The following is a 26,040-nucleotide window of genomic DNA, read 5'->3' on the forward strand; positions in this document are numbered from 1 at the left end:
CCTGCGGCTGGCGCGCGGGTTTTATGGCAGATTCAGGAAATCTTTTAAGGTCAATTTGAATCCAGTGGAAATTTTTTCGATGGTGGCCAGCGTGGGACTGGATTCCCCTCGTTCAATCTGCCCCAACATCGATTTACTGACACCGGTCATTCTTTCTGCCTCGCTCAGACTCCAGCCATAGGATTTTCTCAGTTGCCGCAGTCGTTCAGCGATAATTATATCAATGGCTGCCATTTTCACCTTCAGGGGATAACGGAAATTGATGAGCATCTTAATTGATTTTTTTATATTCCAATGACAGGATGCAAACAAGGAAATCATGCGTCCTCAAAAAAATATAAGAGTACAGTATGATTAAAATAAGAAAATCATATTATACAGGTGAGTAACAATGGAGAAGAAAAAAAACACCGACGCGCCAGGGAGTGATAAAACGCTGGATCGCTTTGATATGGCAATCCTGCGTATTTTACAGCGCGATGGTTCTGTCTCCAATGTTTCCCTCGCAGATAAAATCAACCTGAGTCCACCCGCCTGTCTGCGCCGGGTTGAGCGTTTAAAAAAACTGGGTTTTATCAAAAACTATGTTGCCTTACTCGATCCCGCAACCCTTAATGCCGGGCTAGTAGTGATGATTGGTATTGTTCTCGACCGTTCAACACCAGAATCATTTAAAGACTTCGAAGGTGCAGTCAGTAAAATAAGAGGCTGCATGGAGTGCCATATGGTCAGCGGTGAATTTGATTATATTATGTTAATTCGCACCGCCGATAACCAGAGTTTTAATAAACTCCATGCCGAGCAGCTGCTATTTTTGCCCGGTGTACGTCAGATCCGTTCTTTTATTGGACTGCGTGAGGTGTTTTCCACTACGCAAATACCTTTGTGATTCTGTCGCCCCTTTTTCCGCGTCATAATCGCGATACCCAGCGCAATAAGCAATGAACCAGCCAGTAACGATATTGGCAGATCTTCATGCAAGGTGATGACGGAGACGATAAGCCCGGTGATCGGCACAAACAGCATCATGGAGGAAAGCGTGACACTGGACAGCCATGCACTGGCGGCATTGACCGCACAGAAGCAAAAGGCCGTGGCAACCGGGCCAACAAACAGGGTGATCGCCAGCAAAGCACCTGAGTTATCGCCACTCCACCCACCTTCGAACACCAGGGTCAGCGGCAGCAATAACAGCGACGCCAACAGCATCTGCCACGGTGCCAGCTCAAACGCATTGAGGCGCGAACGGTTGCGACGTAAATGCAAAATACAAATCGCCCAGCATAATGACGCCAGCAATAATAATCCATTGGCGACCAGTTGAGAAATATCATGCCAGTCGGTTGCCAGCGGATTAAATAACACCAGAATACCGATAAAGCCGGTACAGGCACCGGATAACTGCAGCGTTGTTAATTTTTCCCGAAAGAAAATAACCGAAGCTGGCACCACCCATAATGGCGTCGTATAGGCCAGCACAGCCGATTTTCCCGCCGGAAGATAACTCATCGCAATACAACCCAGCGCGGTAAATGCCATCATCTGCAATACGCCTACGCTGATAATAATCGGAAATTCATTGCGGCCAGGAACACGTATTTTCCCGGTGGCGCACTGTAATAAAAATAGCACCAGCGCGCTACTGGAAAAACGTAATGTAGAAAACCACAGCGGCGTGATATGCGAAAGTCCGGCTTTCATTACTGGCCAGTTACATCCCCACAAAATGATAGCCACCACCAGCAATATGATGCCTTTGGTCTTTTTTGTGTTGTCAGTCATAAATTACTTCGGATGAGGGAAAGGGTTATCAGATAAATAGCATTATTGAAGCCGCGAATTCAATTTCAGCGATGGCGGGAAGCCATGGTTTTGTCACCCATCATTCCAGACAAGGAAACCACACATAACCACATGAATTTATTCAAATTAAAGCATAAAATCACGTAGCAACACCTGTTTAGCAAGCCAGGCTTAAGCAATTTTATTTCATCTTTATAGATAAAAACGAAATTTAAATCACCAGAAAATCGATTTCATTCAAAATCATTAGAAAAATACGCTTTAAAACGAAATGTGAAAAACAACCACGCCAGGTTATTGTTATTTCGTCATCACGAATAACAGCGCTGCAAAATTAATGGCGTACCATTCATTTTCCGGAGATAAACAATGAATCTTGAAAAGTTCCCCCGCTATCCTCTGACTTTTGGTCCGTCACCCATTACACCAATGAAACGTTTGAGTGCTGAACTGGGCGGGAAAGTGGAGATTTATGCTAAGCGTGAGGACTGCAATAGCGGCCTGGCATTTGGCGGCAACAAAACGCGCAAAATGGAGTATCTGATCCCCGAAGCGCTGGCCCAGGGCTGTGACACCCTGGTGTCGATTGGCGGCGTGCAGTCTAACCAGACCCGTCAGGTTGCCGCAGTTGCCGCGCACCTCGGCATGAAATGTGTGCTGGTGCAGGAAAACTGGGTGAATTACTCCGATGCCGTCTATGACCGCGTGGGCAACATTGAGCTTTCCCGCATCATGGGTGCCGATGTACGTCTCGATTCTGCTGGATTTGATATCGGTATCCGCGAAAGCTGGAAACAGGCAATGGAAGAAGCCGCAGAAAACGGTGGCAAGCCGTTCCCGATTCCAGCGGGCTGCTCAGAACACCCCTACGGTGGCCTCGGTTTTGTTGGCTTTGCCGAAGAAGTGCGCCAGCAGGAAAAAGAGCTGGGATTCAAATTTGATTACATCGTGGTGTGCTCAGTCACCGGCAGTACCCAGGCGGGGATGGTGGTTGGCTTCGCGGCTGATGGACGTGCGCGTAACGTTATCGGTATCGATGCCTCGGCGAAACCGGCTCAAACCAAAGCGCAGATCCTGCGTATTGCGCAGAACACCGCCAACCTGGTGGAGCTGGGTCGTGAAATCACCGAAGAAGACGTGGTGCTGGATACCCGCTATGGCGGCCCGGAATACGGCTTACCCAGCGAAGGCACGCTGGAAGCGATTCGTCTGTGCGCCCGTACCGAAGGGGTACTGACCGATCCGGTTTATGAAGGCAAATCCATGCAGGGCATGATTGATATGGTGCGTAACGGTGAATTCCCGGAAGGTTCCAAAGTATTGTATGCCCATCTGGGTGGTGCACCCGCCCTCAGCGCCTATAGCTATATTTTCCGCAATGGCTGATTAATCGCTTATCAGCCTGAACACGCTGCCCGGCCTTACCCGCCGGGCAGCGTTGTTTAGCGGAACTGCAAGGCGAAATCGTCACGGCATTGCTGGTCCAGCTGATGCAGCTCCTGTCGCAGAAAGACAAAAAAAGTATCCAGCATTGCGGTGCGCGGCATCCCCATTTCAGTCTGCAGTTGCAGACTGCGCTGGCTGAGTTGGTCGCGGTTGATGGTTTTGATGATCAGGCCATCTTTACGCGCGCTGTACATGATGGAGTAATGGCTGCTGACGCTGATTGCCTGCGGTGTTTTGCAGACAAACTCATACAACGTTGAGAAATGGTTGCTGGTGAATATCGGGTCGATAAACACGTTATTCATGCGACAGGAAAGATCAAACAGCTGGCGGATGGTGGCCGACTGGTCCGGCAGCACCACCGGCCAGTCGTTTAAGTCGGCCAGTTGAATATCACGCGCGGCCAGCGGGTGATCGGCCTTCATAAACACCAGCACCGGCGAAGGAAACGAAGCCAGCACCTCGACCCCGGTCTCGGGCGACAGGCTGAACTTAATCCCCAAATCACATTCTCCGTTACGAATCAGATCCGGCACCTGCCTGGCTGTACCCACCGTCAGCACAAAGCTGACGCGCGGATGCAGCAGACGAAACTTCGCCATCAGATTCGGCAGCAGATTAAACGCCAGGCCATCGGTGCACACCACCCGAATGGTGGTTTGATCGGCGGCTTTAATCCCCTTCAGCTCAGCCATTGCCAGCTCCATATCCGCCATACTGCGGCGCACATGGTTTGCCAGAATATGGCCGGCATCGTTGAGCTGCATCCCGCGCGGGCTGCGTTCGAACAACGTCATGCCCAGACGGGATTCCAGCCGCTGAATATGGCGGCTGATGGCGGAAATGGCGACAAAAAGTTGCTGGCTGGCGGCGCTGATCGAACCGGTGGTCGCCACCGCCATAAAGTAACGAATTTCGTTGTTATGCACTGCGGGCCTCCATTTTGTCAGCCACCACGGGTTTGCATGACCTCCCGCCCTTCTTCAGCCAGATCCCAGAACAGGCCGGTCATCAGTTGCAGCGCTTCGCAGCTGAGGTCAGCGAGCAGATGTTCATCGGGGGCGTGCTGAGAACAGGCTGGGTAGGAATGTGGGATCCACAACGTTGGCACATTAAACGTTTCGAGAAAACAAGCGTTAGGCAGGCCGCCACCGAAATTCGGCAGCACCGCCGCCTTTTTCCCCAGCGAGCGCTGGATGGAGGCAACGCTCCAGCTCACCCAGGCATCTTCAGGATCAATACGCGTGGCTTTAAAGCAGTTAACCGGGGCGACAATGTCGACGTCACTGAATCCATGCTGATCCAGATGACGGCGGATATGGCTGGCAAAGTTGTCGACATCGCTACCCGGCACGTAGCGCATATGGCAGTGCGCCACCGCCACCGGAGGAATGGCATGCGCCGGTTTGTCCGGCGTACCGCTGCTTAGCGCCAGCGTCTCCAGCGTATTCCAGCCGTAGAGTTTTTCTGCCGCACTCAGCCCCGGTTCGCCCCACTCCGGCGCGATTTGTGGATCGCCCGGCGCATTGCCCAGTTCCAGGTCACTGAGATGATGACGGATAGTGGCTGACAGCGGTGGCGGCAACAGTTCCGGCAACAGAATACGTCCATTGGCATCCACCAGACAGCCAATCGCATGCGCCAGCCGGATACCTGGATTGCTGAGAAGTCCGCCCCAGTTCCCCGAGTGATGCGCGCCGTCACGCAGTTTACTCACCAGCGAGAAATTGAACACGCCACGCGAGCCGAGGAACAGGGTTGGACGCTGCGCCGTGACGCGCGGACCATCAGAGGCAATAAATAAATCAGCCGCCAGCCAGTCCCGATACTGCTGGCAGACCGTCTCCAGCCCGGGTGACCCGGCTTCCTCACCCATCTCAAGAATCAATTTAACGTTGTAACCCAGCTTACCGTTACGCGCTTTCAGTACCAGCGCCAGCGCCGCCAGGTTGATGCTGTGCTGGCCTTTGTTATCAGCGGTGCCACGGCCATACCAGCGATTGCCCTCCGCGTGCAGCTCCCAGGGCGACAGACCGCTGCGCCAGTTGTCTTCATCGCCCGGCACCACATCCCCGTGACCATAACTGAGCAGGGTAAAGTTCGCATCGTCTTCCAGCCGACGTGCCAGCAGAAACGGCCCTTTTCCGGCCTCGGGATTCGCCACAATCAGGCAACTGAACCCCATGCCCTGAAGAAAAGGGATCATTTCTTCGTCCAGATAGGCCATTAGCGTAGCGGCCTGCTGCGGATTCTGGCTTTCGGTACGGTACGCGATGCGGCGATTCAGCGTTTCGCGAAATTCACCGGAGTGGAAGTAGTCCAGCGCAGCTTGCAGGGCGCTTTCACGAGTCATGGTTTGCTCCTTTCAATAATTGTCGGACTGCCCTGTTCAGTTGAGCGTAATTTCCGGGATACCCAGCCCAGGTTCTGGCGTCATCACCGAGGCCAGCAACGCCTGGGTATAAGGATGCTGTGGCCGACTGAAAATCTGTTCGCGTGTGCCCTGCTCAACGATTTTGCCTTTGCGCATCACCGCCACATGGTCAACAAGATGCTCAACCACCGACAGGTTGTGGCTGATAAACAGATAGGTCAGCGAGAACTCCTGTTTCAGCGCCAGCAACAGGTTGAGAATCTGCGCCTGCACAGACACATCCAGCGCTGACGTTGGCTCATCACAAATCAAAATCTCAGGACGGAGGATCAGCGCCCTGGCAATGGCAACGCGCTGACGCTGCCCACCGGAAAGCTGGCCCGGATACTGGCTGTGGGTGCGCGACGGCATACCCACCATATCCAGCATCTCGCGCACCTGTTTTTTGCGTTCAGCCGGGGTACCCATGTTATGCAGCCGCAATGCCACCTCCACGACATCGGAAACGCTGCGACGCGGGTTAAGTGACGAGAAAGGATCCTGAAAAATCGGCTGGATGCGGGCGCTCATTTTACGGCGATCCACAGCATCGACCTCGCGCCCTTCAATCAGTACGTTGCCCGAGGTGGGAGCCAGCAGCCCCAGCAACATTTTCGCCAGCGTACTTTTTCCGCAACCCGATTCGCCCACCAGCCCCATGGTTTCACCACGCCGGATGCGTAGTGAAATATTATCCACGGCGAGGATTTCGGCGGGTGGCTTGAATAAGCCGCGATTGAGGCGAAAGCTGCGGCTCAGCGCGCACAGCTCAAGGGCGATATCATCATTACCGGGCACGTGCGGCAGCGCAGGATATGCGGTGTTCATCTCAGTCATACCCCCTCCCCGACAGCGACTGGACGCAAACAACGCACCCGATGCTGTGCGTTGACTGACTGGTAAGGCGGCGTTTCGCTACAGCCTTCCTGACACTGATTGCAGCGGTTGCGGAAGGCACAGCCATGCTGCGGACCGGTCAGATTCGGCACCACGCCGGGAATGGTTTGTAATGGCTGGCCCGGTAAGGTGCGGCCCGATACCGGAATACATCCCAGCAAGCCACGGGTGTAGGGATGTTGTGGCTGGCGAAACAGATCATTGACCGGTGCCGTCTCGACGATCTGCCCGGCATACATCACCGCCACGCGATCGGCAATGCGCGCCACCACGCCTAAATCGTGGGTGATAAAGATCACCGCCATACCCATTTCCTGTTGCAGCTCACGCAGCAGACGCAGAATTTGTGCCTGGATGGTGACATCCAGCGCGGTGGTGGGTTCATCGGCAATGATTAAATCCGGACCACACATCAACGACATGGCAATCATAATGCGCTGACGCAGTCCGCCAGAAAGCTGGTGGGGATACTGTTTCAGGCGATCCGTCGCCATTGGAATGCCAACGCGCTCCATCAGATAAACCGCCCGGTCGCGCGCTTCAGCGCGGGACACCTTGCGATGTGCCAGCAGCGTTTCACATAACTGTTCGCCGAGGGTATACGAAGGGTTGAGCGAGGTCATCGGCTCCTGAAAAATCATCGACATTTCATTTCCGCGCAGCGTGGTGCGTTCGCGCCGCCCGAGGGAAAGCAGGTTAGTGTCTTTGAAGCGCATGCTGTCGGCCTGACGCTGGGCATTACGCGGCAGCAGATCCATCAACGCCAGCGACGTCATGGATTTACCGCAGCCTGATTCACCCACCAGGCAAAGCATCTCACCGCGCTGTACACTGAAATCAATGCCGCGTACCGCGTGCAGGGTGCCGCGCGGTGTCTGCAAATTCACCTGCAAATTTTTGACTTCCAGCAATGGTGTGTCGGTAGTGATGTGACTCATGGCCTGACCTCCTTAATTACGCCCATCTAACGCAGTGATATCGCGCAGACCATCACCGACCAGATTGATGCTAAGTACCAGCAATGCCAGCACCACGCCGGGGATCAGAATCACCCAGGGTTGAAAGAACATATAGGCTTTGCCTTCCGCTACCATCAGTCCCCAGGAAGGCATCGGCGGCTGCACACCCAGACCCAGGAAGGAGAGCGTGGCTTCCAGCAGAATGGCGTGGGCAATCTCCAGCGTCACCACCACGGTAAGTGGCCCGAGCAGATTCGGCAGAATTTCGCGCAACATAATAAACAGCGAGGAAGCGCCCAGCGTTCTGGCCGCCGCGATGAACTCGGCCTCACGTAGTTGGCGCGTGACCGAACGTGAGACGATAAGAAAGCGATCCCACAGCAGCAGACCCAGCAGGATAATCACCACTTTCACCGATCCGCCAATCAGCGAGGCCAGCGCCAGCGCCACCAGAATCACCGGCATGGCCAGCCGTACTGTGAGAATGTAGCTGACCAGCGCATCCACCCGGCCACCGAAGTAACCGGCCAGAATGCCGAGGGTGATGCCGATAAAGCCAGATAACATCACCGACACCAGTCCGATGGTCAGCGACACCCGCGCGCCATATAACAGGCGGCTGAAGTAATCACGTCCGAGTTTGTCGGTACCCAGCAAATGTTCCCAGTTGCCTTTTTCAAACCACACCGGCGGTATCAGGCGATTGCTGACGTCCTGGGCATAGGGATCATGGGGGCTTATCAGCGGTGCCAGAATCGCCAGCACCACGATGATGCCGAGGATAACGACGCCCAGCGTCATGCTGTGATGTCCAAGAATCCGACGAAACACACGCTGCCAGGGAGACGGCTCAGGCAGCAACCCGGATTCCGGGCTAACGCTGTTTTTCATTGTTCCTGCCATTGATGTTTTCATGGAAGCCCCTTATTTGCTGCGCAGACGCGGATCCAGCGCCGCATTAAGCACATCCGCCAGAAATGTCAGCCCGATATAGAAGATGGCGATGATCAGCACGATGGCCTGCACCACCGGGAAGTCATTACGCGAGATGGAGTCCCAGGCCAGCTGACCCAGCCCCTGCAAAGAGAAAACGGATTCGATCACCACCGAACCACCCAGCATAAAACCCAGTTCAACTGTCGCCAGCGCCACCACCGGGATGATGGCGTTGCGCAGGCCATGTTTCACCACCACTTTGAAAGCGCTTAATCCTTTCGCATGGGCAGTACGAATGTAATCCGCGCCCAGCACATCCAGCATGCCGGAGCGTGTCAGACGCATCAGCGATGGCATGGCGTAATAGCCCAGTGCCACTGCGGGCAGGACAAAATGTTGCCAGCTGCCGTTACCGGCAACGGGAAGCCACTTCAGCCCCACCGCGAATATCAGGATCAGCACCAGCGCGAACCAGAAGTTAGGGATTGCCTGGCCCAGTACCGAGATAAACATGGCGCAGCGATCCACCCAGCTATCACGGAACACCGCCGCCAGTACCCCGAGCGGAATCGCCACCACCAACGCCAGCAACAGCGCGACGCCACCCAGCTGGAGCGTGACCGGCATGCGCTGCCCGACCAGTTCCATCACGGTATTTTCAAAGTAGAACGAGCGACCAAAATCCAGATGCAGCGCCGACCAGAACCAGTGCGAGAATTGCGTGAGCAGCGGCTGATCCAACCCGTTCTGTACGCGGATCTGCTCGACGGTTTCTGCGCTGGCATCCGGCCCGGCGATGGCAATCGCCAGATCACCCGAGAGATGCAGCAGGGAAAAACTGACCACCGCCACGGTGAACAGCACAGCCAGCGCCACCAGTAATCGATGAAAGATAAAGCGCAACATGGGTTCGCTCCTTATTGGCGTGGTATCCGGGAGCCACAACCGCGGCTCCCGGCGATTAACTATTTCCAGCTGGCCTGCGCAAAGCGTGGCAGTTCATCCGGCCAGTCCTGGAAATTCAGCTCCGAGTTAAAGGCATAATTCGTCGAGTAAGAGAACAGCGGCGCCATATAAGCCTGGGAAGAGATCCGCCCCAGCGCGGCGGCGTACTGCTCGCTGCGCTGCTGCGCATCCACGGTGGTATCGGCTTTTTTCAGCATCGCGGTCAGCTCGCTGTCCTTCCATATATCGTTGCCTTTGCCGCCAAAATAGGGCGTGGTAAACGCCGAGACATCGTTGATAGAAAACGATCCCCAGGTGTTGAACGCCATCGGTGCCTGGCCTGAAGTGAGGGCGGTCGCCATGACCGGATACTGGACGAAGTGCAGGCGGGCGCGGATACCGACTTTACGCAGGTCACCAATGATGGCTTCGGCATAGTCACGCTCGCGATAGGCCCACAAATCGGTATCGAAACCATTCGGGTAGCCCGCTTCCGCCAGTAACTGTTTGGCTTTGGCCGGGTCATAGTTGTAGTGCGTGACCTGGCTGTCATTACAGGCCACCTGGGCACGGAAGCAGGCGGTGTAGACCGGCTTACTGCCGCCGCGCACCAGGTTATCAACAATGCCCTGGCGATTGATGGCGTAGTTGATGGCCTGGCGCACGCGCAGATCCTTCATCGGCACCCCTTCCGGTCCGCTGGCATTGGTATTCAGGGCGAGGAAGCCAACACGCATCGTTTCACCACTTTTCACCGCAATATTTGGCATGGTGGAAAGCGGTTCGACCTGGTCGGCTGCCACGCGCCAGATCCAGTCCACCTGGCCGGTCATCAACTGGGCAACACGCGCTTCCGGATCGCGGATAACGACAAAATTGATCTTGCCAATCTTCGGCTGGCCAACCGGGCTTTCTTTGAAGTAGTCGGGGTTTTTGACCATATCAACGCCCTGACCGGGGATCACTTTGACAATGCGGTAAGGTCCGGTGCCGATAGGTGCTTTACTGAAACCTTCGAGCTTCACCTGCTGAAAATATTTTGCCGGGTAGATTGGTGTTGGCCCGGAGAGATATTCCAGTGCCGCCGGGAAGGGTTGTTTCAAATGCAGGCGTACTGTGTAGTCATCCACTTTCTCGACATGATCGATCCAGTCCACACTCTGCGGCACCACGGATGCGGTACCCGGTCCGGCAATATTCTGGAAGGTGTAAACCACATCATCGGCGGTAAAGGGATCGCCATTGTGGAATTTCACGTCCTTGCGCAGATGCAGCAACAGCGAGGTGGGGGATTCCCATTTCCAGTCTGATGCCAGTTCTGGCTTATATTCCCCGCTTTGCGGATCGCGATAGATCAGGGTGTCCCACACCATATGCGCCAGAATCACCCCTTCACGCAGGTTGTTGTGGTAAGGACTGATGTTTTCCACCTCATTATCAGAGGCATACACCAGCGTATCATTCTGTTTTCCTGCATAGCTGTGCGAAGCGCAGCCTAATAGCAATGCGGTTAAAGCATACTTATTGATCAGTCGTGCCAGGGAACGAGCCATACCAGTCTCCACCGTTAAATGAAAAGGTAATCAACAAAAACAGATGGGACTGATGTAGCAAGAGCAGCGCCAAAGCGCGGAAAGTGTCATTACTGATTTTCGATATCCGCTTTCTCAAAATGAGAAACACGGATGCTGACTGACGCTCATGGCAGAAAATGATGTGATGCCGGCCGGAAACCGCCTGCCGATGGCACAGTTAACCGCAGTCGTATCAGTGAAGAGGCATTATCGGGGTGCAGGAAAAGCGCGTTTTGCACCCTTTGTGTGAAGGTTATTTGTGCAATGCGCATTCTTGTTTTGGGAAGCCGGGTTATGTCGTAACCAATCAAACAAAAATGGCCCGGATACCATCCGGGCCAGTCAGGCAGTTAAAGTTGTTTCACGCTGGGGAAATCAATTTCGGTATCGTTAACCCGGTTAAGCATATTGGTAAAAAGTATGGCGGTAACCACACCGATGGTCTCAACCACCTGTTGATCGTTAAAACCGGCAGATTTGAAGGCATCAACATAACTGGCGGGCAATGTGCCTCGTGTTGAAACCAGTAACTGGACAAACTTCACCAGCGCATCAATTCTGGCATCATCCGCAAGAAATCCCTGTCGCAACTCCAGTGTCTGAGCTTCGCTATATCCCGCCTTGCGCGCCTGTGGGGTATGCGCAGCGAGACAGTAATCACAGCCACTCTCTTCACTGACCACCAGATTAATGGCTTCCCGTTCCCGGGCATGCAAGCTGCTTTTTGCCAGCGTGGCATTAAGTTGCAGCGTCTGCGCCAGCAGGTCCGGGGCGTTGGTGCCAATAGTCAGATACGCATTAGGGACTTTGCCCATCGCCTGTTTGATGCCATTCCACAGCTCGGCAGTTTTACCACTGGCTTCCGCCGGTGTGATTGTATGCAAACGACTCATGATTGGTTCTCCGTATCGATTTCTGTTCAATCAATGGGGAAGATGCGTGAGATAACGTGCTGCTGGTTGATTATGAGAGAAATCCTGAATCACTGCCTGACGTGCCTGTTCCCACTGCTGCAACAGCGTTTCATCGTGAAGTGAAGGGATAGTTATCAACTCACCCCGTTGAAAACCCGCCAGAGCAGCATCCACCATATCCTGCGCATTCATGACAATTTCAGGATCAAGCTGGCTTAACGGCAACCCACCGTTTTCCCAGAAAGGGGTGGCGGTGGCACTCGGCAACACGGCCTGCACCTGAATCCCCTTCCCGGCGAGTTCATGATGCAGTGACTGACTGAAAGCCAGCACATACGCTTTGCTGGCACCGTAAACCCCGTTAAGGATTTCCGGCGCAATGCTGACGATGGAAGCAATATTAATAATCGCGCCACGCCCACGCGCAACGAACCCTGGCACAACCGCATAGGTCAGCCGGGTTAACGCCGTGACGTTGAGGTTGATCATGGTATTCATTTGCTCAACGTCACTGTCCAGCAGAGCCGTATGCGTTCCCATGCCTGCGTTATTGACCAATAGCGTGATGCTGGCATCGCCACGTAATTTTTCCTCCAGCGACGCCAGTTGATGCGCATCATTCAAATCAACCGCAACGGCTTCCACCGTACGCTCCGTGTCCGCAGTGATATGACTGGCTAACTGATTTAGCCGGTTATGATTGCGCGCAACCATGATTAAGTCATACCCCATTCTCGCCAGTCTGGCGGCGTAGAGAGCGCCCATTCCGGTCGACGCACCGGTGACAACCGCAGTACCTTTCGTTGAATTACTCATCTTATTCACCTTTGTATGGCATGTTGGTTGAATAAAGATTACGGTAACCTCGCTCGCAAGAAATGACGTTGAAGGTCGCGATTTCAGACATCATTCCGTCGTTAACAGACATTAAGGATCTCGCTATGCACCGGGTTGGATTATTGATTGCGGACCAGTTTCAGTCACTGGCACTGTCAACGTTAAGCATTTTTGAATTCGCGAATTTAATGCTGGGCGAGCCGTTCTATCAGTGCACGGTTTACTCTGAATCCGGTGGCCAGGTTTCTTCTTCCTATGGCATCAGTGTCAGTAGTATTGCGCTGTCAGACGACGCCGAGGCGGATACGTGGTTAGTCGGTGGTGTACTCACGCCTCTCAAGCTGCCTGCTACCGACGGTGTCGTGAGTTTCCTGCAAAACCATGCGCGACGTGCCAGACGGGTCGCAGGCATTTGCACCGGTGCTTTCGTGCTTGCTCAGGCTGGGTTGCTTTCCGAGCGTCGCGCGACGACACACTGGGCTTATGCTCAGACAATGAAAACCTTGCATCCTACGGTCAGAACCGAAGAGGACCGGATTTATATCATTGATGATCAGATCTGGACCTCAGCCGGGATGACAGCGGGTTTAGATATGGTGCTGGCGATGGTCGAAAAAGATCACGGTGTCGATGTTGCACGCGGTGTCGCTCAGCGCATGGTAATGAATCAACGGCGTTCGGGTGGACAGCGACAACATTCTGCATTGCTGGCTCTGTCTCCACGCAGCGACCGGCTGCAAACCGCACTTGAATACGTGCGCAATAACCTCGCCAAACCGCTTACTGTGGAACACCTGGCTGGGGCGGTACATTTAAGCACCCGGCAACTGAGTCGCTTATTCCTGGCGGAGACGGGAAAAACGCCAGCACGGGCTATCGAGGGTTTGCGGCTGGAATCCGCCCGGCTGATGATTGAGCAGAGTCGACTGTCTCTCGACGTGATTGCCCGAGAGTCGGGTTTTCGCGATCGCCGCCACATGCGGGATGTATTTATGCGCGGCTATGGCATCCCTCCACAATCCCTGCGGAGCGGGAGATGATCTTTGGCGCGATAAATCGCGCCGCTACAGGTTTATGTCAGCGGCCAGAAATCGGACCAGGACTGACAAACGATCAGCTGATCCACAGGAAAACGTCGTTTATAGAATCGTCCGTTGTCGACCCACCCGCACCACACAACCTGCCCGGCGGTTTCCAGCACCACCATGGTTTTTCTCCTTTTCCGACGGCGCACAATTGAACCCGGTGGCAGCATCATTACCCCTGCACCGATTTGATAATAAAATCATTGGTTTTCCGCAGCATCGTAATATCCGGTTTGATCTTGCCGTAGACACGCATGCCTTCCAGCATCATAAAAATGCATTCGGCCATCACGGCGGCGCTTTCATCGCTGCGGAACACGCCCTGCTGCTGGCCTTTCTGCAAGATACTGGTCAGGCGCATCACAATGCCACGGAACTTATATTCAACCCGATCGCGCACATCATCGTCCCCCGGCAGCAATTCACAGGCTGCCGCGATGGTAAAACAGCCCTTTTCCCCCTCCGGCCCGGATGAAACCAACGCAACAAACTCCAGCGTCTCACGCAGGGCAGCAACCGGGGTCAGCTCATCATCACGCTGCTTACCGCGTACCAGGCCTGCATCCATATATTGCTGAAGCGCAGCCAGAAAGATTGATCGTTTATCCGCATAGAGTTTATAAATGCTCGCACTGGCCAGGCCCGAGGCCTTCATCAAATCAGCCATCGACGTTGCCCGATAACCCTGCTGCCAGAAGCAATCGAGTGCCGAATTGAGAAAATCCTGTGGGTCAAATTCTCTGGGTCTTCCTGGGTGTTGTCTCATGGCTGCATCCTGTGGCGAGTTGTTACGATGATTGTAGATCGATCAATCTACAATTAAAACCCTCTTTTCTGTTAAAGGATGATAGGGCCAGGATGATGGGGAAAGGTGAAGCCGGGGCAGAACGCCCCGGCTGGGTACCAGGCTTAAACTCAGGCTATCGCTATGCTCGCCAGTGCAACGTCAGCCTGGTCGTTCGCCACGGCGACGCCATCGATAAACAGCGGGCGTGTTTCGCCGTCTGGCAGCGTGACCTTTAACGTCTGCCAGCCTGGCGTATAACTTCCTTTGCAAGTGAGACGGAGATGAATTGCAGCCGCGTCGCATGTCATTTGCCAGTACAGCCACAAGGCGTGACCGTTCTGATAGCCCCATGACTCGCCATCATCTTCAAATAGCAGGCCCGCAGAAGTGCCTTTGCCTTTCAACGGATAAAGTTGCAACTCGCGTTGATCGTCGGCGTTTGCATCAACGTGGCGCAGACGCTGGCTTAATGGCAGCCCGGCACCGGCGCGCACCAGCATCGGCTGCTGCTCCAGCGGTGCATCCAGCGTGATCCACTGGCCACCGCTGTACCACTGATGTGTAGCGTAGTCATACCAGCCGGTTTGATTATCCGGCAGCCACAGGCGACGTTCACGTTGCCCTGGCTCGACCACGCTGGCCACCAGCAAATCACGCCCCAGCAGGAATTCATCACATTCGACGCTGGTCTGTACGTCATGTTCATGATCGAGGAAGGTCGGACGCAGCATAGGTTCATCATCCGCATGCGCCTGCCACAACAGCGTGTAGAGATACGGCAGCAGGCGGTAGCGCAATTCAATAGCCGCGCGGATGGCAGGCGTCACTGCCGGATACATCCAGGGTTCATTTACGGTGTGATCGTCATTCCACGAATGGATGGTAAAACGAGGATGCATCACGCCATTTTGTACCCAGCGCACAAACAGTTCGGCATCAGGCTTATCCCCCGAGAAACCGCCAACGTCGTGGCCTACGTTATACAAACCGGAAAGACTCATCCCCAGCCCCATGCGGATGTTGTAACGCAATGACGTCCAGTTGGTGCGATTATCACCACTCCATGTCTGCACATAGCGTTGCATCCCGGCACAACCTGAGCGGGAAATCAGGAAAGGACGTTTTTCCGGGGCAAAGCGCTGCTGCGCTTCCATCGAGGCACGCATCATTAACAATGGCATCACCGGGCGAATATGCTTGATGGCAATTGGCGTGCCGAAACCGTGGCAGCGCGCCTCACCATCCCAGACTTCATATTCGTTGTTGTCATTCCAGGTCGAATCGATGCCCTTCTCCAGCAGTTGCCGGGTAACATTTTCCTGCCACCAGGCCACCGCGTCCGGATGAGTAAAATCGAGGTGCGAACCTTCGTCATCCCAGAACACCGAACGCTCAGGAGCATCGTCCTCCGAATCGCGGATAAACAGCCCTCTGGCCGCCACCTCTTCATAACGCGGGTGATCCTGCAACAGACAAGGTTTGATGTTCGCTGCCAGACGCAGGCCCGCATCGTGAAACGCCTGACTCATCGCCTCGGGCTGCGGTACCTTGTCGTAGTTCCAGTTGAACACGTAGCGTTTGTTGTTGATCGAGGTGTAACCAGAAGAAAGCTGGAACGAATCACACGGAATATCGTGTTCTTCACACAGGCGGATAAAATTCATCAGTTGATTCTGCGCATCCGGCGCATCGGTATAGTGCATAGTGGAGCCGCTGTAGCCGAGGCTCCATTTTGGACCAAACAAGGTTTTACCCGTCAGGCGGACAAAGGTTTTAGTGACATCCAGCACTTTGTCGCCGACAAACAGGTAATAATCAATATCGCCGCTCTCAGCCTGCCAGCGACGATATGGCTGATGGTAGTTATCCAGCTCATTACCGAGATCAAACCAGCTGCTGCTAAGGTTATCGTAATAAAGGCCAAAGCTGACGTCAGTGCGGCGGGTGATGGTGAAGGGAACATGCTTATACAGTGGATCCGTTGACGCGGCGTTGTATCCCATTGCATCCAGATTGCGCATTTCATAGCGCTTGCCATTACGTTGCAAATCACCGGCTTTTTCGCCCAGACCATAGTAGCGATCATCACTCATCCGACGCTGATAATGTGCCACGCCATCGCCGTGTGCATTCAGCAAATAGGCGCTGGTGGGACGATCGCTGGTCAGCAATTGCCACTCCCCTGCGCTGTCACGATATTGCCACTCCAGCGACAACGGCTGACGAATGATGACGCGCAATTTCTCGGTGGCAGCCATTAATGTCTTGTCCGTTTCCTGCAAGGTGAAACCGGGTAAGGTGAAACCGGCCAGGTTGTCACGTGCACGTCCTTCCCAGGGCACGTCACTCTCCGGCGCAATGCTCCAGGTTCTGTCGAGAGAATATTCCCCCTGACGTTTGATCACCACGCGGAACATATTTTGCTCAAGCACATACAGGCATAATGTATGTTTGTCGTCCACGGTCAAAGCCAGATGGTGTTTGTCAGAGCCTGCCAGGGACCAGTTTTTTAACGTTTTCATCGTTACCTACTTTTTCAGGCGCGCTGGGCGCGACGTTCAGCAATAAAAGCGATCAGGAATACCGCACCAATCAGGTCAAAGAAGCCCATCGCCACAAACAGGGGATTAAATCCAATCTTGTCGGCAGTCACCCCAATCACCAGCGAGAACAGGAAACTGGAGATCCAGGCGAAGGAGCCGCGCATACCGTTGACAGTCGCCATCTGACCCTTATCAAACTTCTCCACCACCAGGGCACTCAGCATGCAGGAGATAATCTGATGGCCGAAGCCGCCAACCGAGATCAACGCAATCGCGACATACGGGCTTTTAGTGATCGCCACCAGCGCGAGAGAAAGCATCAGGAAAGCGCCAGTGACTGAACTGGCGACGACGGAATTAACCAGGGTAAAACCAAACAGCCGCGTATAAATGCGCGTCAGATAGCCACTCGCCGCGCTGCCCAGATCGGCGGCGAGAAACGGTAACCAGGCAAACATGGCAATTTGCTTCAGATCCATACCCAGGTCTTTCGCCAGATATAACGGCACCCAGAAGCTCAATACCCCCCAGGCGGGTTCAGCCATAAAGGCCGGGATGGCGATGCCATAGAAACGTTTGTTTTTGGCGACGGTTTTCAGCGCCTTAAAAAAGCTGAGTTTGACGGCCGGAGGTTCGTTATCCTGGCGAATGAACTCCAGCTCTGCGTTTGCCAGGTTTGGATGACGTTCGGGATCGCGATAGAACAGCCACCACAGCACCACCCAGGTTAACGCCAGCAGGCCGGTGAACAGAAACGCGCCTTGCCAGCCAAAGGAAGCATGGGCGAAATAGATAATTGGCGGAGCCAGCATTGCGCCAATGGAGAAGCCAACGCCCGCCCAGCCAGCCGCCACCGGCCGCTCTTTTTTCGGGAACCACTCGCCAATGACCTTAGCGTTGGCTGGCGTGGCCGCGGCTTCCGCCCCACCCATGACAAAACGAAGAATGGCCAGATGTACCCAGTTGGCCGCGCCTGCGTGGAACAGGCAGGCCAGTGCCCATATCGAGGCACAGATCAGGAAGCCCATTTTCAGGCCAATCACATCAATTAACCAACCACAGAGGGGTTGGAAGACGGTATAGGCCAGCTGGAACGCCCCGACGATCCATGAATATTGTTCGGTGGTAATCCCGAGGCTGGTTTTCAGCTCTGGAGCCAGGATGCCCAACGAGTTGCGGGTAATGTAGTTGACCGTTACGCCAGCTAAAAACAGCACCAATACCCACCAGCGCAAGTTGCGCCAGATTCGCTTACTGCCTGCGGCAGCTATCCCCGGATTCAAACTGCGGTTCATCTGGTTCTCCACTTTTTATTGACATCATGGGTTAACAATTCCCGCGGTTAACAGAGGTTGACGACCGCAAAAGGTCGGGTTTCAGCACAGGATTTGTCATGTCTTATTGAGGCGCGGTTTCTGTGAGCCGTCTCTGACCATCTGCCCGGAGTGAAACACAGTTAATCAAGGTGGTCGCCAGGGTGATGACGCATTTGTGATCTGGTTAACCAAATTCACCTGACTGGTTGACATGATGCGGTAAAGAGTCGAATTTTAGCGTCAGACGGTCACGCAGCCGGTAAAAGGTGCCTCTTTTTCGGCTAAACTGGTCAACCAATTTAAAAATCACTGATGAGGAAAACCCATGAAGCAGACCTGGCGCTGGTATGGTCCGAACGACCCTGTCTCACTCGCTGATGCACGACAAGCAGGCGCAACCGGAATCGTCACCGCCCTGCACCATATTCCCAACGGTGAAGTGTGGTCGATTGATGAGATCATGAAGCGCAAACAAACGGTTGAAGCCGCAGGTCTGGTCTGGTCCGTGGTGGAGAGCGTGCCGATTCATGAAGAGATCAAAACCGGCAGCGGACAATGCCAGAAATGGATCAGCAATTATCAGCAGTCATTACGCAACCTCGCACAATGTGGCATCACCACCGTGTGCTACAACTTCATGCCGATCCTTGACTGGACGCGTACCGACCTCGAATACCTGCTGCCCGATGGTGCTAAAGCGTTGCGCTTTGACCAAATCGAATTTGCGGTGTTTGAACTGCATATCCTGCAACGGAACGGTGCGGAGCAGGATTACAGCGCCGCTGAAATTGCTCAGGCCGCCGAGCGTTTCGCCACCATGAGTGACGAAAGCAAAACGCGCCTGACCCGCAATATTATTGCAGGCCTGCCGGGGGCAGAAGAAGGCTACACGCTCAATCAATTCCGTGCACAACTGGCGCGCTATGACGGGATCGACAAAACCAGGTTGCGTGAAAACTTTGCGACTTTCCTGCACAGCATTATTCCGGTGGCGGAAGAAGCCGGTGTCCGCATGGCGGTCCATCCCGACGATCCGCCGCGTCCGATTCTCGGTTTACCGCGCATTGTCTCCAATGCAGATGATTTGCAGTGGATGATCGATACCGTCAGCAGTCCGGCCAATGGTTTCACCATGTGCACTGGCTCCTATGGGGTGCTGGCAGAGAATGATTTGCCCGGCATGGTGAAGCGCTTTGCGTCGCGGATTTATTTCGCCCATTTGCGTTCAACGAAGCGCGAAGAGAATCCGAACAGTTTTCATGAAGCCGCCCATCTGGCGGGGGATGTCGATATGTTTGCGGTGATCAAAGCCATCGCTGAAGAGGAGCACCGTCGCAAAGCTGCAGGCGAGGAGGACCTGATTCCAATGCGTCCCGATCATGGCCATCAGATGCTGGACGATCTGCATAAGAGAACCAACCCGGGCTATTCAGCGATCGGTCGCCTGAAGGGACTGGCGGAAATCCGTGGCGTTGAGCTGGCAATCCATCGTGCTTACTTTTAAACCTTAGCTTCCGGGGCTGCCTTTGCGGCCCCGCATTGTTCGTTGATTTGCACCATTCGCTGGAATCAGGGACTGCGACTGGGGCATCAGTGAGGTGAGCAGAGTCACTATGCTATAGTACCTGCCCCTGAAGATGGCAGCTTCAGGAGCGTTATTCCCTTAACCAGCAGAAAGAACATTATGAAACCACAGCGCCCTTATCAGGAAGTCGGAGAGCTTCTCCGCAGGATGATTACGCAGAAGGAATATGCTGTGGGAGAACGGCTGCCACCGGAACGTGAAATCGCCGCAATGCTAAATGTCACGCGTACCCTGGTGCGTGAAGCGCTCATCATGCTGGAGCTGGAAGGACGGATTGAAGTGCGGCGCGGCGCAGGTATTTATGTGATTAATGACAACCCGTCGCAGCCTGCCCCTGTGCAACCCGCCTGCAATGATGCTGGCCCGTTTGAGATGTTGCAGGCTCGTCAGTTGCTTGAGAGTAATATCGCTGAGTTTGCGGCGCTGCAGGCCACCCGCGACGATATTGTGAAAATGCGCCAGGCGCTTGAACTGGAAGAAAAAGAGCTGGCTTCCGGTGCCGTCAATAGTTCAGAAAACGGCGATCGTAATTTCCATCTGGCAATTGCCGAGGCAACCCATAACAGCATGCTGGTGGAGCTGTTTAAACAGTCATGGCAGTGGCGTGAAGACAATGTGATGTGGAGCCAGTTACATCGCCATCTGGTTAATACCAGCTATCGCCAGCAATGGTTGGATGATCACAAGAAGATCCTCGCTACGCTTATCAAGAAAGATGCCCGCGCTGCCAAAATGGCGATGTGGCAGCATCTGGAGAACGTCAAACAGCGCCTGCTGGAATTCTCTGATGTAGATGATATTGACTTTGATGGCTACCTGTTTGACTCATGGCCGCTGAATACCACCCATAGTCAGGATATCTGAGAAAACCTCTGCTGAGGCTCTGCCGCACGCGATAGCATAATGTCTTCATGAAACTCCTGCACAAATGGCAGGAGTTTTACTTTAACTTTTCTCGCAGTCAGCCTTGCGTTACCGACTTACCATCGCTGACTTTTTCCTGTAATCCCTGGATAAAACCCCGGTTGATCTACGTTGGATCCTTTGTAAGAAACCCAGCTCCGTTGTTGATACCGTCTATTCTGCCCGTACTCATGCCTTCTCTACTCACTACAGCTTATATTCAGCAACTCAGTGCTGTTTACAGCTCAGGTTATATCAGCCATGGGTTCCTTTGTATTGACTTAAAAATTATTAAATATCATTAAGATAAGTCGGTATCAGCCCCTCATCTGATACGGGTTTTACCATTAGTCCTCGTGGTGCATTGAATATCGTGACGTTGTCACAAAACACATTTTCCTGATGTAACCTTATGATCAGACTGGGTTACTGGCGAGAATCTCCTTTTGAGAGATGCTTCCATCCTCTCTGATCAGCATGATGGCATCTACTCCCTATAGTTTATATATAAGCTATAGGGAGTAGCTTATCCGTCGAGATACCTCATAAGCTATAGTGAGTAAGCATAATCTATAGTGAGTAGCCATTGATTCAATCCGGAAAGTTAGTGATTACTAACCAAAATAAAATCAATATGTTGAAGGTTAGTGGTTACCAGGGGGGTCGCCGAATATAAGCTATAGTGAGTAGATTGCTCTCCACACACTATATATAAACTATAGAGAGTAACCTCCCCTTCCAATCAGTGAAGAACATAAGCTGTAGTGAGTGATTCCTCTGCTGTATTCCATCTTTTATAAACTGTAGTGAGTAGATTGTTGCTCATCCCCCTGCCCTGCATAAGCTATAGCGAGTAATCTACTCATTACAGCATATGGCATAATCTATAGTGAGTATGGAGATAAGCTATAGTGAGCGGCCTACACGCGAACAGAAGCAGGCAGCCAGTAGCATATCACTTAAAAATCAGGTTATTAGGTGGGCAATATATGCTATGGGGAGTTTGGAGAGAGTAAGTATAAGCTGTAGTGAGTGAGTTACTCACTACAGCTTATATCGTTACTTAGATTTGAACAGTTTCTCAAGGTCGGCCATCGAAATCCCTAACTTATTCAAAAGTTCGAGTTTTTCCTGAAGAGCAGCATCAACTGGTTCCGCAGGTGCTGCGGGAGTTGAAGGCTGGGGATTTTCAATGCTTTCGTTCTTCGGTGCTTTCAGCTTAGGACGGCGATAATGCACGTTGAAATAGACGCTACGGCCCCGCTGCACTTCTGAGTAGTCCAGGTAGCCAATCTCCTTCAGTTGCTCCATCGCGCGCCTTACTGTCTGGTTTTGTGAGAAAACGGGAGACTTAAGGTTAAGTCTGTCACGCAGGCGGGCCAGAGAGATGGGGGCCGGATTCCTTGGCAGGCTTTCGATATAGGTATACAGCGCCTGAGCTGACTCACGGCGCTTCAGAACATTGATAGCTTTAAGCTGTAAAAGTACCTTGCGATCAAACTCATAGAGTTCAAAGAGCTTGGGGTCCGCCTGCAAGATAACGATGTCTTTTTTGGTATCGTAATAGGCAGACTGCACCAGGTGGGTGATATATTCCTTACCATCATCTCCCATGTTACTGGTGAACGAGATGGTTGTCGCCGCGATCCGCTTCAGAGAGGGGCTGATACGCTCTCTGAGCTTCTTAGACGAGCGGCTTGAAGGGATTCCGCACAGTTTGGCAAACTCAACGAACGGCAGCTGAACCTTATCACCAATGACTTTGTGCTTGGCAAAGGAATGAATGATCCCAACCCACGTCTTGAAATCGTTGTCCATATCAAGGCGCGGGCCGACGATTTCGACCTTATCGAATCCCTCGGCTTTTGCCAGGGAAAGCCGGGTGAGTTCTTCCGTTGCGTCCGTGGTGGCAAAGGTTTTATTTTTACTGTTTTTCAGTGATTTAAGTGTAGGAACAAAAACACCAAGGCGCATTAATGCAACCGGCTGTACCGTATTGTTAGCATTGGGTGTGAGCGTGATCACCTCACCTGTATTCTTGTCCTTTTCCTCAAACAGTTTCTTCAGGTCTAGATTCTCGCTGTCCACGGGCATTCTCACGGGTTTCGTCGATGATCGTTGAAAAGATCGAAGCATCAGGATTGTGAATTACAGAACAACAACTCACGCAGAGTGAGCCTAATTGCATGAAGATAAGGGAGAAAAATAATCCACAGCAATATCGGTGTCCAGTGCATTTTGCTCACTATAGCTTATGTCGTTTTCCAACTACAGCTTATATTTAGCATGCTATAGCTTATGGTGGTCTGACTACAGTTTATATTTTACTTGCTATAGCTTATGCAGATGCCTTCTCAGGCCAGTACTGGTGCGGGCTGCGGCGATCGGGGATCTATTAGGGATCTCTATAGGATCTACACTGGATCTAAACTATTGGGATCTAATCAGTGGATAAGTGGATATCTTGCTGAGAACTCAGTGTTAATCAGTCTCAACAGTCAGACTGTGAAACTTAAAAACCTCTGCAGCTCTTCTGGATCAGCCTGTTTGTAATCTGTAACAGACTATCGACAATTGGCAGAATTGAGAACAAAAGACGGTGTACTCAACACACAACTGATTATTTTATACTTTTGCGCTGCAAATCAGCATTTCAGTAAACGATCTGCTCATCGTGGTAAAAGGATCGTTCTATAAGCCCTTCTCCGCTCTTTAAACGACGGAGTAGCAACAACCCCTCGCTAAAGCCCTGATAACGCCTTCTGAGAGCGTACAGAACGTTTTTAACCCCTTCAGCCAGTTATTCCCGCGTTTCTTTGTTCTTAAGTGAGATAGCTGACTGGCATTTGTGTTTTGTGATCTTAATAAGTCAGGAAGATTGATTCTGATAGTTTGCTATCGAAGAAATGCCCGCCTGGAAGGCAATAACGTATTGAGCAGGAGACAAAACGAGGAGTGACATTGTCACAAAGTAAGTTACTATCTTAATAAGATAATAACTTACTTATTTGTGATTTCTTTTACTGAAGCTTAGCTTTGCTGATGAGTACGGAGATTTCTTCATCTGATAAATGTTCAAGTGCGAGAATTGCAGCGCGAACAATATCCGAACGATTTACTCGTGAACCCCCAGCGAGGATTTCATTACGAATGCGGTTGTCGATATCTTTAAGGTTATCATCGGTAAAAGAGATACTGACGGGTTTTGCTTTGGCCTTCTTTACCGGCTCTGGTTCAGGTGCTTTTGGTTGTACAGCACCTGTTGTCGATAAGGCAGCAGTTCCGCCATTGATAAAGTCGTTCTCTTTTTCTTTCGAAATCGCGGCTCTGTTTCTCATAAGATGACCTCCTGGATCAACCTTTCAACTTCGTCTTTGGCTTTACTATTTTCTGTTTCATAGATGGTCATAGACTCAGCCCAGGCATCCCTGTGAGCTTTACGGTCACAAATGCGCGTTTCAGCCAGTTTCATTTCAGGAAAATCTTCCAGAACCTTGGCTGCTTCATTGCCTTCATTTACGAACATGTTAGTCGGGGTCATATTCAGCACAAGATACCCTTTCACACCTTCGTTAAAATCCTTCGCGGCGGTGAACACGGAGCATGTATGAGGCACTACATCGAGGTCCATTTGGGATGGACGCAGAGGCGAAATGAAGACATCTGCTGCCATCAGGCCACTACGCATTTCAGCACTGTCTCGACCTGCGCAGTCTGCGATGATGTAGTCGTATGATTTCGCATGCTCTTTCAGCATCGCTTTGATATTGCCGGAGGCTCCGGTAACAGGAATATGCGGAAGTGATTCCGGACGGTTATTATACCAGGTCAATACGGATTTCTGGTCATCGGCATCCACAATGAGCACTCTGTAGCCACGTGAGAGCAATCCAGCAGCAAGAGACACAGCCAGGGTACTTTTACCTACCCCACCCTTCTGACTACCCAGTACGATAATCATCGATGACCTCCATTAATAACGATAAAAGTGCAAAGCGAAAATGTTGTAATCTTCGTATCTTAACAAGATCTGCTGATAACAACAAGACAAGATGCTATCTTGTTAAGATGTTATCTTGTAATCAATCCTTAGAGAGATGTTATATAACAAGCTGATTTTCAATTAATAGTTAGGAAATTAACTTATTAACTTAATTTTTATCAGATAAAAGAATCATCTTAACCTTGTTATCTTATTAAATTAATAATTTTTGATTTAACTGTATTCACAAGCATTCGCTGAGCCCCGCCTTCTCTATACCTGTGTCCAGGAAAGACCGTTTAGCGCAACGATTACGCTGCTGTCACTTCACGCGTTTTTCATTCATTGCCAGTTGGTATGATGTACATATGCCAGGGATTGCATGAGAATTCTGAGGTGTGAGTTGACATAATAATAACTTGTTATCTTAACAAAAAAGCATCAAGCGTTAATGTTGAGGTGTTAAGTTAGTAATAAATTAAGATACCAGGTTGATAAGCCATGAACTTAGCAATTTGCTAATATCATATAGTTGATTTGTTATTAACTTGTTAAGTTAACTTTTTACTAAGTTAACATCTTAATGATGTTTCCGCCGCCCGTGTTTATACCTGCACACAAACCCACTGTTGCGTTTTATATGCTTTCTGGCAGCAGACCGGGTTGTGTAAGGAGTCTGGCACAACATCTGTTCATCAGAGCCATCAGAGGTGCAATGATGAAACCTGCCTGCATGTATGCCAGCAGGAGGCTGTTGTCGCAGAAGCGTCTTACGCGGATTACGTGAAAGATGAAATAGGGTTTAAGAGCTGGGGTGTGGAGTTGCCCCCGCTAAAACGGACACGGTTAATTTATAGCCAGCAGTGAACTTCTGTACTCTCTTGGTGACTGCATTTTCAGACCTTTATGGGGATGCCAGTTATTATAGTCTTCCATCCATTCCGTCAGTTTTTCCATTACGCTCACCGCATCCGGCAGGTCATTCACATACACGTAGTCACGCTTGAACGTTTTCACGAACGATTCAGCCATCCCATTGCTTTCCGGACTGCGCACTGGCGTCGTACACACGATGAACCCGAGTGAGGTGGCGAACGTTCTTGTTGAGTCCGCGA

At 52.1% G+C, this 26,040-nt stretch carries 23 protein-coding genes and 1 pseudogene; 5 read left to right on the forward strand and 19 right to left on the reverse strand.

The window, feature by feature from the left end:
* Positions 1-33 precede the first annotated feature (33 nt).
* Positions 34-234: pseudogene (locus CUN67_RS28340) on the reverse strand (helix-turn-helix domain-containing protein); the annotation flags it as partial.
* Positions 235-391: 157 nt separating this feature from the next.
* Between CUN67_RS28340 and CUN67_RS28345 the strand changes: the two are divergent.
* Entirely contained in the window at positions 392-889 is a 498-nt protein-coding gene (locus CUN67_RS28345; protein WP_208718806.1) for an Lrp/AsnC family transcriptional regulator, read from the forward strand.
* On the opposite strand, the gene CUN67_RS28350 is transcribed toward CUN67_RS28345, so the two are convergent.
* Positions 829-1,782: a DMT family transporter gene (locus tag CUN67_RS28350; protein ID WP_208718807.1), complete on the reverse strand. Its 954-nt coding sequence runs from the start codon at positions 1,780-1,782 to the stop codon at positions 829-831. The genes CUN67_RS28345 and CUN67_RS28350 overlap by 61 nt on opposite strands.
* Positions 1,783-2,172: 390 nt before the next feature.
* On the opposite strand from CUN67_RS28350, the gene CUN67_RS28355 reads away from it, so the two are divergent.
* Positions 2,173-3,189, forward strand: coding sequence for a 1-aminocyclopropane-1-carboxylate deaminase (locus tag CUN67_RS28355; protein WP_084879418.1), 1,017 nt, complete (start codon positions 2,173-2,175; stop codon positions 3,187-3,189).
* 56 nt (positions 3,190-3,245) lie between these two features.
* Here the strand turns inward: CUN67_RS28355 and CUN67_RS28360 are convergent, their stop codons facing one another.
* The 9 genes from CUN67_RS28360 to CUN67_RS28400 all read right to left on the reverse strand — a co-directional run bounded on the left by CUN67_RS28360 (position 3,246) and on the right by CUN67_RS28400 (position 12,703).
* A complete protein-coding gene (locus tag CUN67_RS28360; RefSeq protein WP_208718809.1) occupies positions 3,246-4,178 on the reverse strand; it encodes a LysR family transcriptional regulator in 933 nt (310 codons plus the stop codon).
* 17 nt (positions 4,179-4,195) lie between these two features.
* Entirely contained in the window at positions 4,196-5,602 is a 1,407-nt protein-coding gene (locus tag CUN67_RS28365; RefSeq protein ID WP_208718811.1) for a M20 family metallopeptidase, read from the reverse strand.
* A gap of 36 nt (positions 5,603-5,638) precedes the next feature.
* A complete protein-coding gene (locus tag CUN67_RS28370; RefSeq protein WP_208718813.1) occupies positions 5,639-6,499 on the reverse strand; it encodes an ATP-binding cassette domain-containing protein in 861 nt (286 codons plus the stop codon).
* Complete coding sequence (locus tag CUN67_RS28375; RefSeq protein ID WP_208718815.1) at positions 6,496-7,497, reverse strand: ABC transporter ATP-binding protein; 1,002 nt, start codon at positions 7,495-7,497, stop codon at positions 6,496-6,498. The genes CUN67_RS28370 and CUN67_RS28375 overlap by 4 nt, the downstream gene beginning before the upstream one ends.
* A gap of 12 nt (positions 7,498-7,509) precedes the next feature.
* Positions 7,510-8,433, reverse strand: a complete 924-nt coding sequence (locus CUN67_RS28380) for an ABC transporter permease (protein WP_208718817.1) — start codon at positions 8,431-8,433, stop codon at positions 7,510-7,512.
* Between the two features lie 9 nt (positions 8,434-8,442).
* A complete protein-coding gene (locus CUN67_RS28385; RefSeq protein ID WP_208718819.1) occupies positions 8,443-9,360 on the reverse strand; it encodes an ABC transporter permease in 918 nt (305 codons plus the stop codon).
* Between the two features lie 59 nt (positions 9,361-9,419).
* Positions 9,420-10,952, reverse strand: coding sequence for an ABC transporter substrate-binding protein (locus CUN67_RS28390; RefSeq protein ID WP_208718821.1), 1,533 nt, complete (start codon positions 10,950-10,952; stop codon positions 9,420-9,422).
* Between the two features lie 371 nt (positions 10,953-11,323).
* On the reverse strand, positions 11,324-11,866 hold the full coding sequence (locus CUN67_RS28395; RefSeq protein ID WP_208718823.1) for a carboxymuconolactone decarboxylase family protein: 543 nt from the start codon (positions 11,864-11,866) through the stop codon (positions 11,324-11,326).
* 30 nt (positions 11,867-11,896) lie between these two features.
* Positions 11,897-12,703 (reverse strand): SDR family NAD(P)-dependent oxidoreductase, encoded by an 807-nt coding sequence (locus tag CUN67_RS28400; protein WP_208718825.1) that lies wholly within the window; start codon positions 12,701-12,703, stop codon positions 11,897-11,899.
* A 125-nt stretch (positions 12,704-12,828) separates the two neighbouring features.
* On the opposite strand from CUN67_RS28400, the gene CUN67_RS28405 reads away from it, so the two are divergent.
* Positions 12,829-13,764, forward strand: coding sequence for a GlxA family transcriptional regulator (locus CUN67_RS28405; protein ID WP_208718827.1), 936 nt, complete (start codon positions 12,829-12,831; stop codon positions 13,762-13,764).
* A gap of 32 nt (positions 13,765-13,796) precedes the next feature.
* Here CUN67_RS28405 and CUN67_RS30630 read toward each other — a convergent pair whose 3' ends face one another.
* From CUN67_RS30630 to CUN67_RS28425, 4 genes are all read right to left on the reverse strand, one after another.
* Complete coding sequence (locus tag CUN67_RS30630; RefSeq protein WP_302882502.1) at positions 13,797-13,931, reverse strand: hypothetical protein; 135 nt, start codon at positions 13,929-13,931, stop codon at positions 13,797-13,799.
* Positions 13,932-13,981: 50 nt separating this feature from the next.
* Complete coding sequence (locus CUN67_RS28415; RefSeq protein WP_208718829.1) at positions 13,982-14,575, reverse strand: TetR/AcrR family transcriptional regulator; 594 nt, start codon at positions 14,573-14,575, stop codon at positions 13,982-13,984.
* A gap of 149 nt (positions 14,576-14,724) precedes the next feature.
* Positions 14,725-17,118, reverse strand: a complete 2,394-nt coding sequence (locus CUN67_RS28420; protein WP_208718831.1) for a glycoside hydrolase family 31 protein — start codon at positions 17,116-17,118, stop codon at positions 14,725-14,727.
* A gap of 14 nt (positions 17,119-17,132) precedes the next feature.
* On the reverse strand, positions 17,133-18,434 hold the full coding sequence (locus CUN67_RS28425; protein ID WP_208718833.1) for an MFS transporter: 1,302 nt from the start codon (positions 18,432-18,434) through the stop codon (positions 17,133-17,135).
* Between the two features lie 346 nt (positions 18,435-18,780).
* Here CUN67_RS28425 and uxuA point away from each other — a divergent pair, with 346 nt between their 5' ends.
* Both uxuA and uxuR read left to right on the forward strand, forming a co-directional pair.
* Complete coding sequence (uxuA, locus tag CUN67_RS28430) at positions 18,781-19,959, forward strand: mannonate dehydratase (protein WP_208718835.1); 1,179 nt, start codon at positions 18,781-18,783, stop codon at positions 19,957-19,959.
* Positions 19,960-20,139: 180 nt separating this feature from the next.
* Positions 20,140-20,904, forward strand: a complete 765-nt coding sequence (gene uxuR / locus CUN67_RS28435; RefSeq protein WP_208718837.1) for a Uxu operon transcriptional regulator — start codon at positions 20,140-20,142, stop codon at positions 20,902-20,904.
* Positions 20,905-22,002: 1,098 nt separating this feature from the next.
* Here uxuR and CUN67_RS28440 read toward each other — a convergent pair.
* The 4 genes from CUN67_RS28440 to CUN67_RS28455 form a co-directional block, all read right to left on the reverse strand.
* Entirely contained in the window at positions 22,003-23,001 is a 999-nt protein-coding gene (locus tag CUN67_RS28440; RefSeq protein WP_254711512.1) for a RepB family plasmid replication initiator protein, read from the reverse strand.
* 962 nt (positions 23,002-23,963) lie between these two features.
* Positions 23,964-24,281, reverse strand: coding sequence for a hypothetical protein (locus CUN67_RS28445; RefSeq protein WP_208718840.1), 318 nt, complete (start codon positions 24,279-24,281; stop codon positions 23,964-23,966).
* Positions 24,278-24,904 carry a division plane positioning ATPase MipZ gene (locus tag CUN67_RS28450; protein WP_208718842.1) on the reverse strand — a complete coding sequence of 209 codons (627 nt, stop codon included), beginning with the start codon at positions 24,902-24,904 and terminating at the stop codon, positions 24,278-24,280. Before CUN67_RS28450 ends, CUN67_RS28445 begins: the two co-directional genes overlap by 4 nt.
* Before the next feature lie 867 nt (positions 24,905-25,771).
* Positions 25,772-26,040, reverse strand: a 269-nt coding sequence (locus CUN67_RS28455) for an integrase core domain-containing protein (RefSeq protein ID WP_208718844.1), incomplete at its 5' end; no start/stop codon positions are given.

Origin of the sequence: Pantoea cypripedii, from assembly GCF_011395035.1 — a bacterium.
In the GTDB taxonomy this organism is placed as follows: domain Bacteria; phylum Pseudomonadota; class Gammaproteobacteria; order Enterobacterales; family Enterobacteriaceae; genus Pantoea; species Pantoea cypripedii_A.

Excerpts from the sequence above, each read along its gene's own strand:
- CUN67_RS28345 (WP_208718806.1), top strand. The coding sequence starts at position 392 with ATGGAGAAGAAAAAAAACACCGACGCGCCAGGGAGTGATAAAACGCTG.
- CUN67_RS28350 (WP_208718807.1), bottom strand. The coding sequence starts at position 1,782 with ATGACTGACAACACAAAAAAGACCAAAGGCATCATATTGCTGGTGGTG.
- CUN67_RS28355 (WP_084879418.1), top strand. The coding sequence starts at position 2,173 with ATGAATCTTGAAAAGTTCCCCCGCTATCCTCTGACTTTTGGTCCGTCA.
- CUN67_RS28365 (WP_208718811.1), bottom strand. The coding sequence starts at position 5,602 with ATGACTCGTGAAAGCGCCCTGCAAGCTGCGCTGGACTACTTCCACTCC.
- CUN67_RS28370 (WP_208718813.1), bottom strand. The coding sequence starts at position 6,499 with ATGACTGAGATGAACACCGCATATCCTGCGCTGCCGCACGTGCCCGGT.
- CUN67_RS28375 (WP_208718815.1), bottom strand. The coding sequence starts at position 7,497 with ATGAGTCACATCACTACCGACACACCATTGCTGGAAGTCAAAAATTTG.
- CUN67_RS28380 (WP_208718817.1), bottom strand. The coding sequence starts at position 8,433 with ATGAAAACATCAATGGCAGGAACAATGAAAAACAGCGTTAGCCCGGAA.
- CUN67_RS28385 (WP_208718819.1), bottom strand. The coding sequence starts at position 9,360 with ATGTTGCGCTTTATCTTTCATCGATTACTGGTGGCGCTGGCTGTGCTG.
- CUN67_RS28390 (WP_208718821.1), bottom strand. The coding sequence starts at position 10,952 with ATGGCTCGTTCCCTGGCACGACTGATCAATAAGTATGCTTTAACCGCA.
- CUN67_RS28395 (WP_208718823.1), bottom strand. The coding sequence starts at position 11,866 with ATGAGTCGTTTGCATACAATCACACCGGCGGAAGCCAGTGGTAAAACT.
- CUN67_RS28400 (WP_208718825.1), bottom strand. The coding sequence starts at position 12,703 with ATGAGTAATTCAACGAAAGGTACTGCGGTTGTCACCGGTGCGTCGACC.
- CUN67_RS28405 (WP_208718827.1), top strand. The coding sequence starts at position 12,829 with ATGCACCGGGTTGGATTATTGATTGCGGACCAGTTTCAGTCACTGGCA.
- CUN67_RS30630 (WP_302882502.1), bottom strand. The coding sequence starts at position 13,931 with ATGGTGGTGCTGGAAACCGCCGGGCAGGTTGTGTGGTGCGGGTGGGTC.
- CUN67_RS28415 (WP_208718829.1), bottom strand. The coding sequence starts at position 14,575 with ATGAGACAACACCCAGGAAGACCCAGAGAATTTGACCCACAGGATTTT.
- CUN67_RS28420 (WP_208718831.1), bottom strand. The coding sequence starts at position 17,118 with ATGAAAACGTTAAAAAACTGGTCCCTGGCAGGCTCTGACAAACACCAT.
- CUN67_RS28425 (WP_208718833.1), bottom strand. The coding sequence starts at position 18,434 with ATGAACCGCAGTTTGAATCCGGGGATAGCTGCCGCAGGCAGTAAGCGA.
- uxuA (WP_208718835.1), top strand. The coding sequence starts at position 18,781 with ATGAAGCAGACCTGGCGCTGGTATGGTCCGAACGACCCTGTCTCACTC.
- uxuR (WP_208718837.1), top strand. The coding sequence starts at position 20,140 with ATGAAACCACAGCGCCCTTATCAGGAAGTCGGAGAGCTTCTCCGCAGG.
- CUN67_RS28445 (WP_208718840.1), bottom strand. The coding sequence starts at position 24,281 with ATGAGAAACAGAGCCGCGATTTCGAAAGAAAAAGAGAACGACTTTATC.
- CUN67_RS28450 (WP_208718842.1), bottom strand. The coding sequence starts at position 24,904 with ATGATTATCGTACTGGGTAGTCAGAAGGGTGGGGTAGGTAAAAGTACC.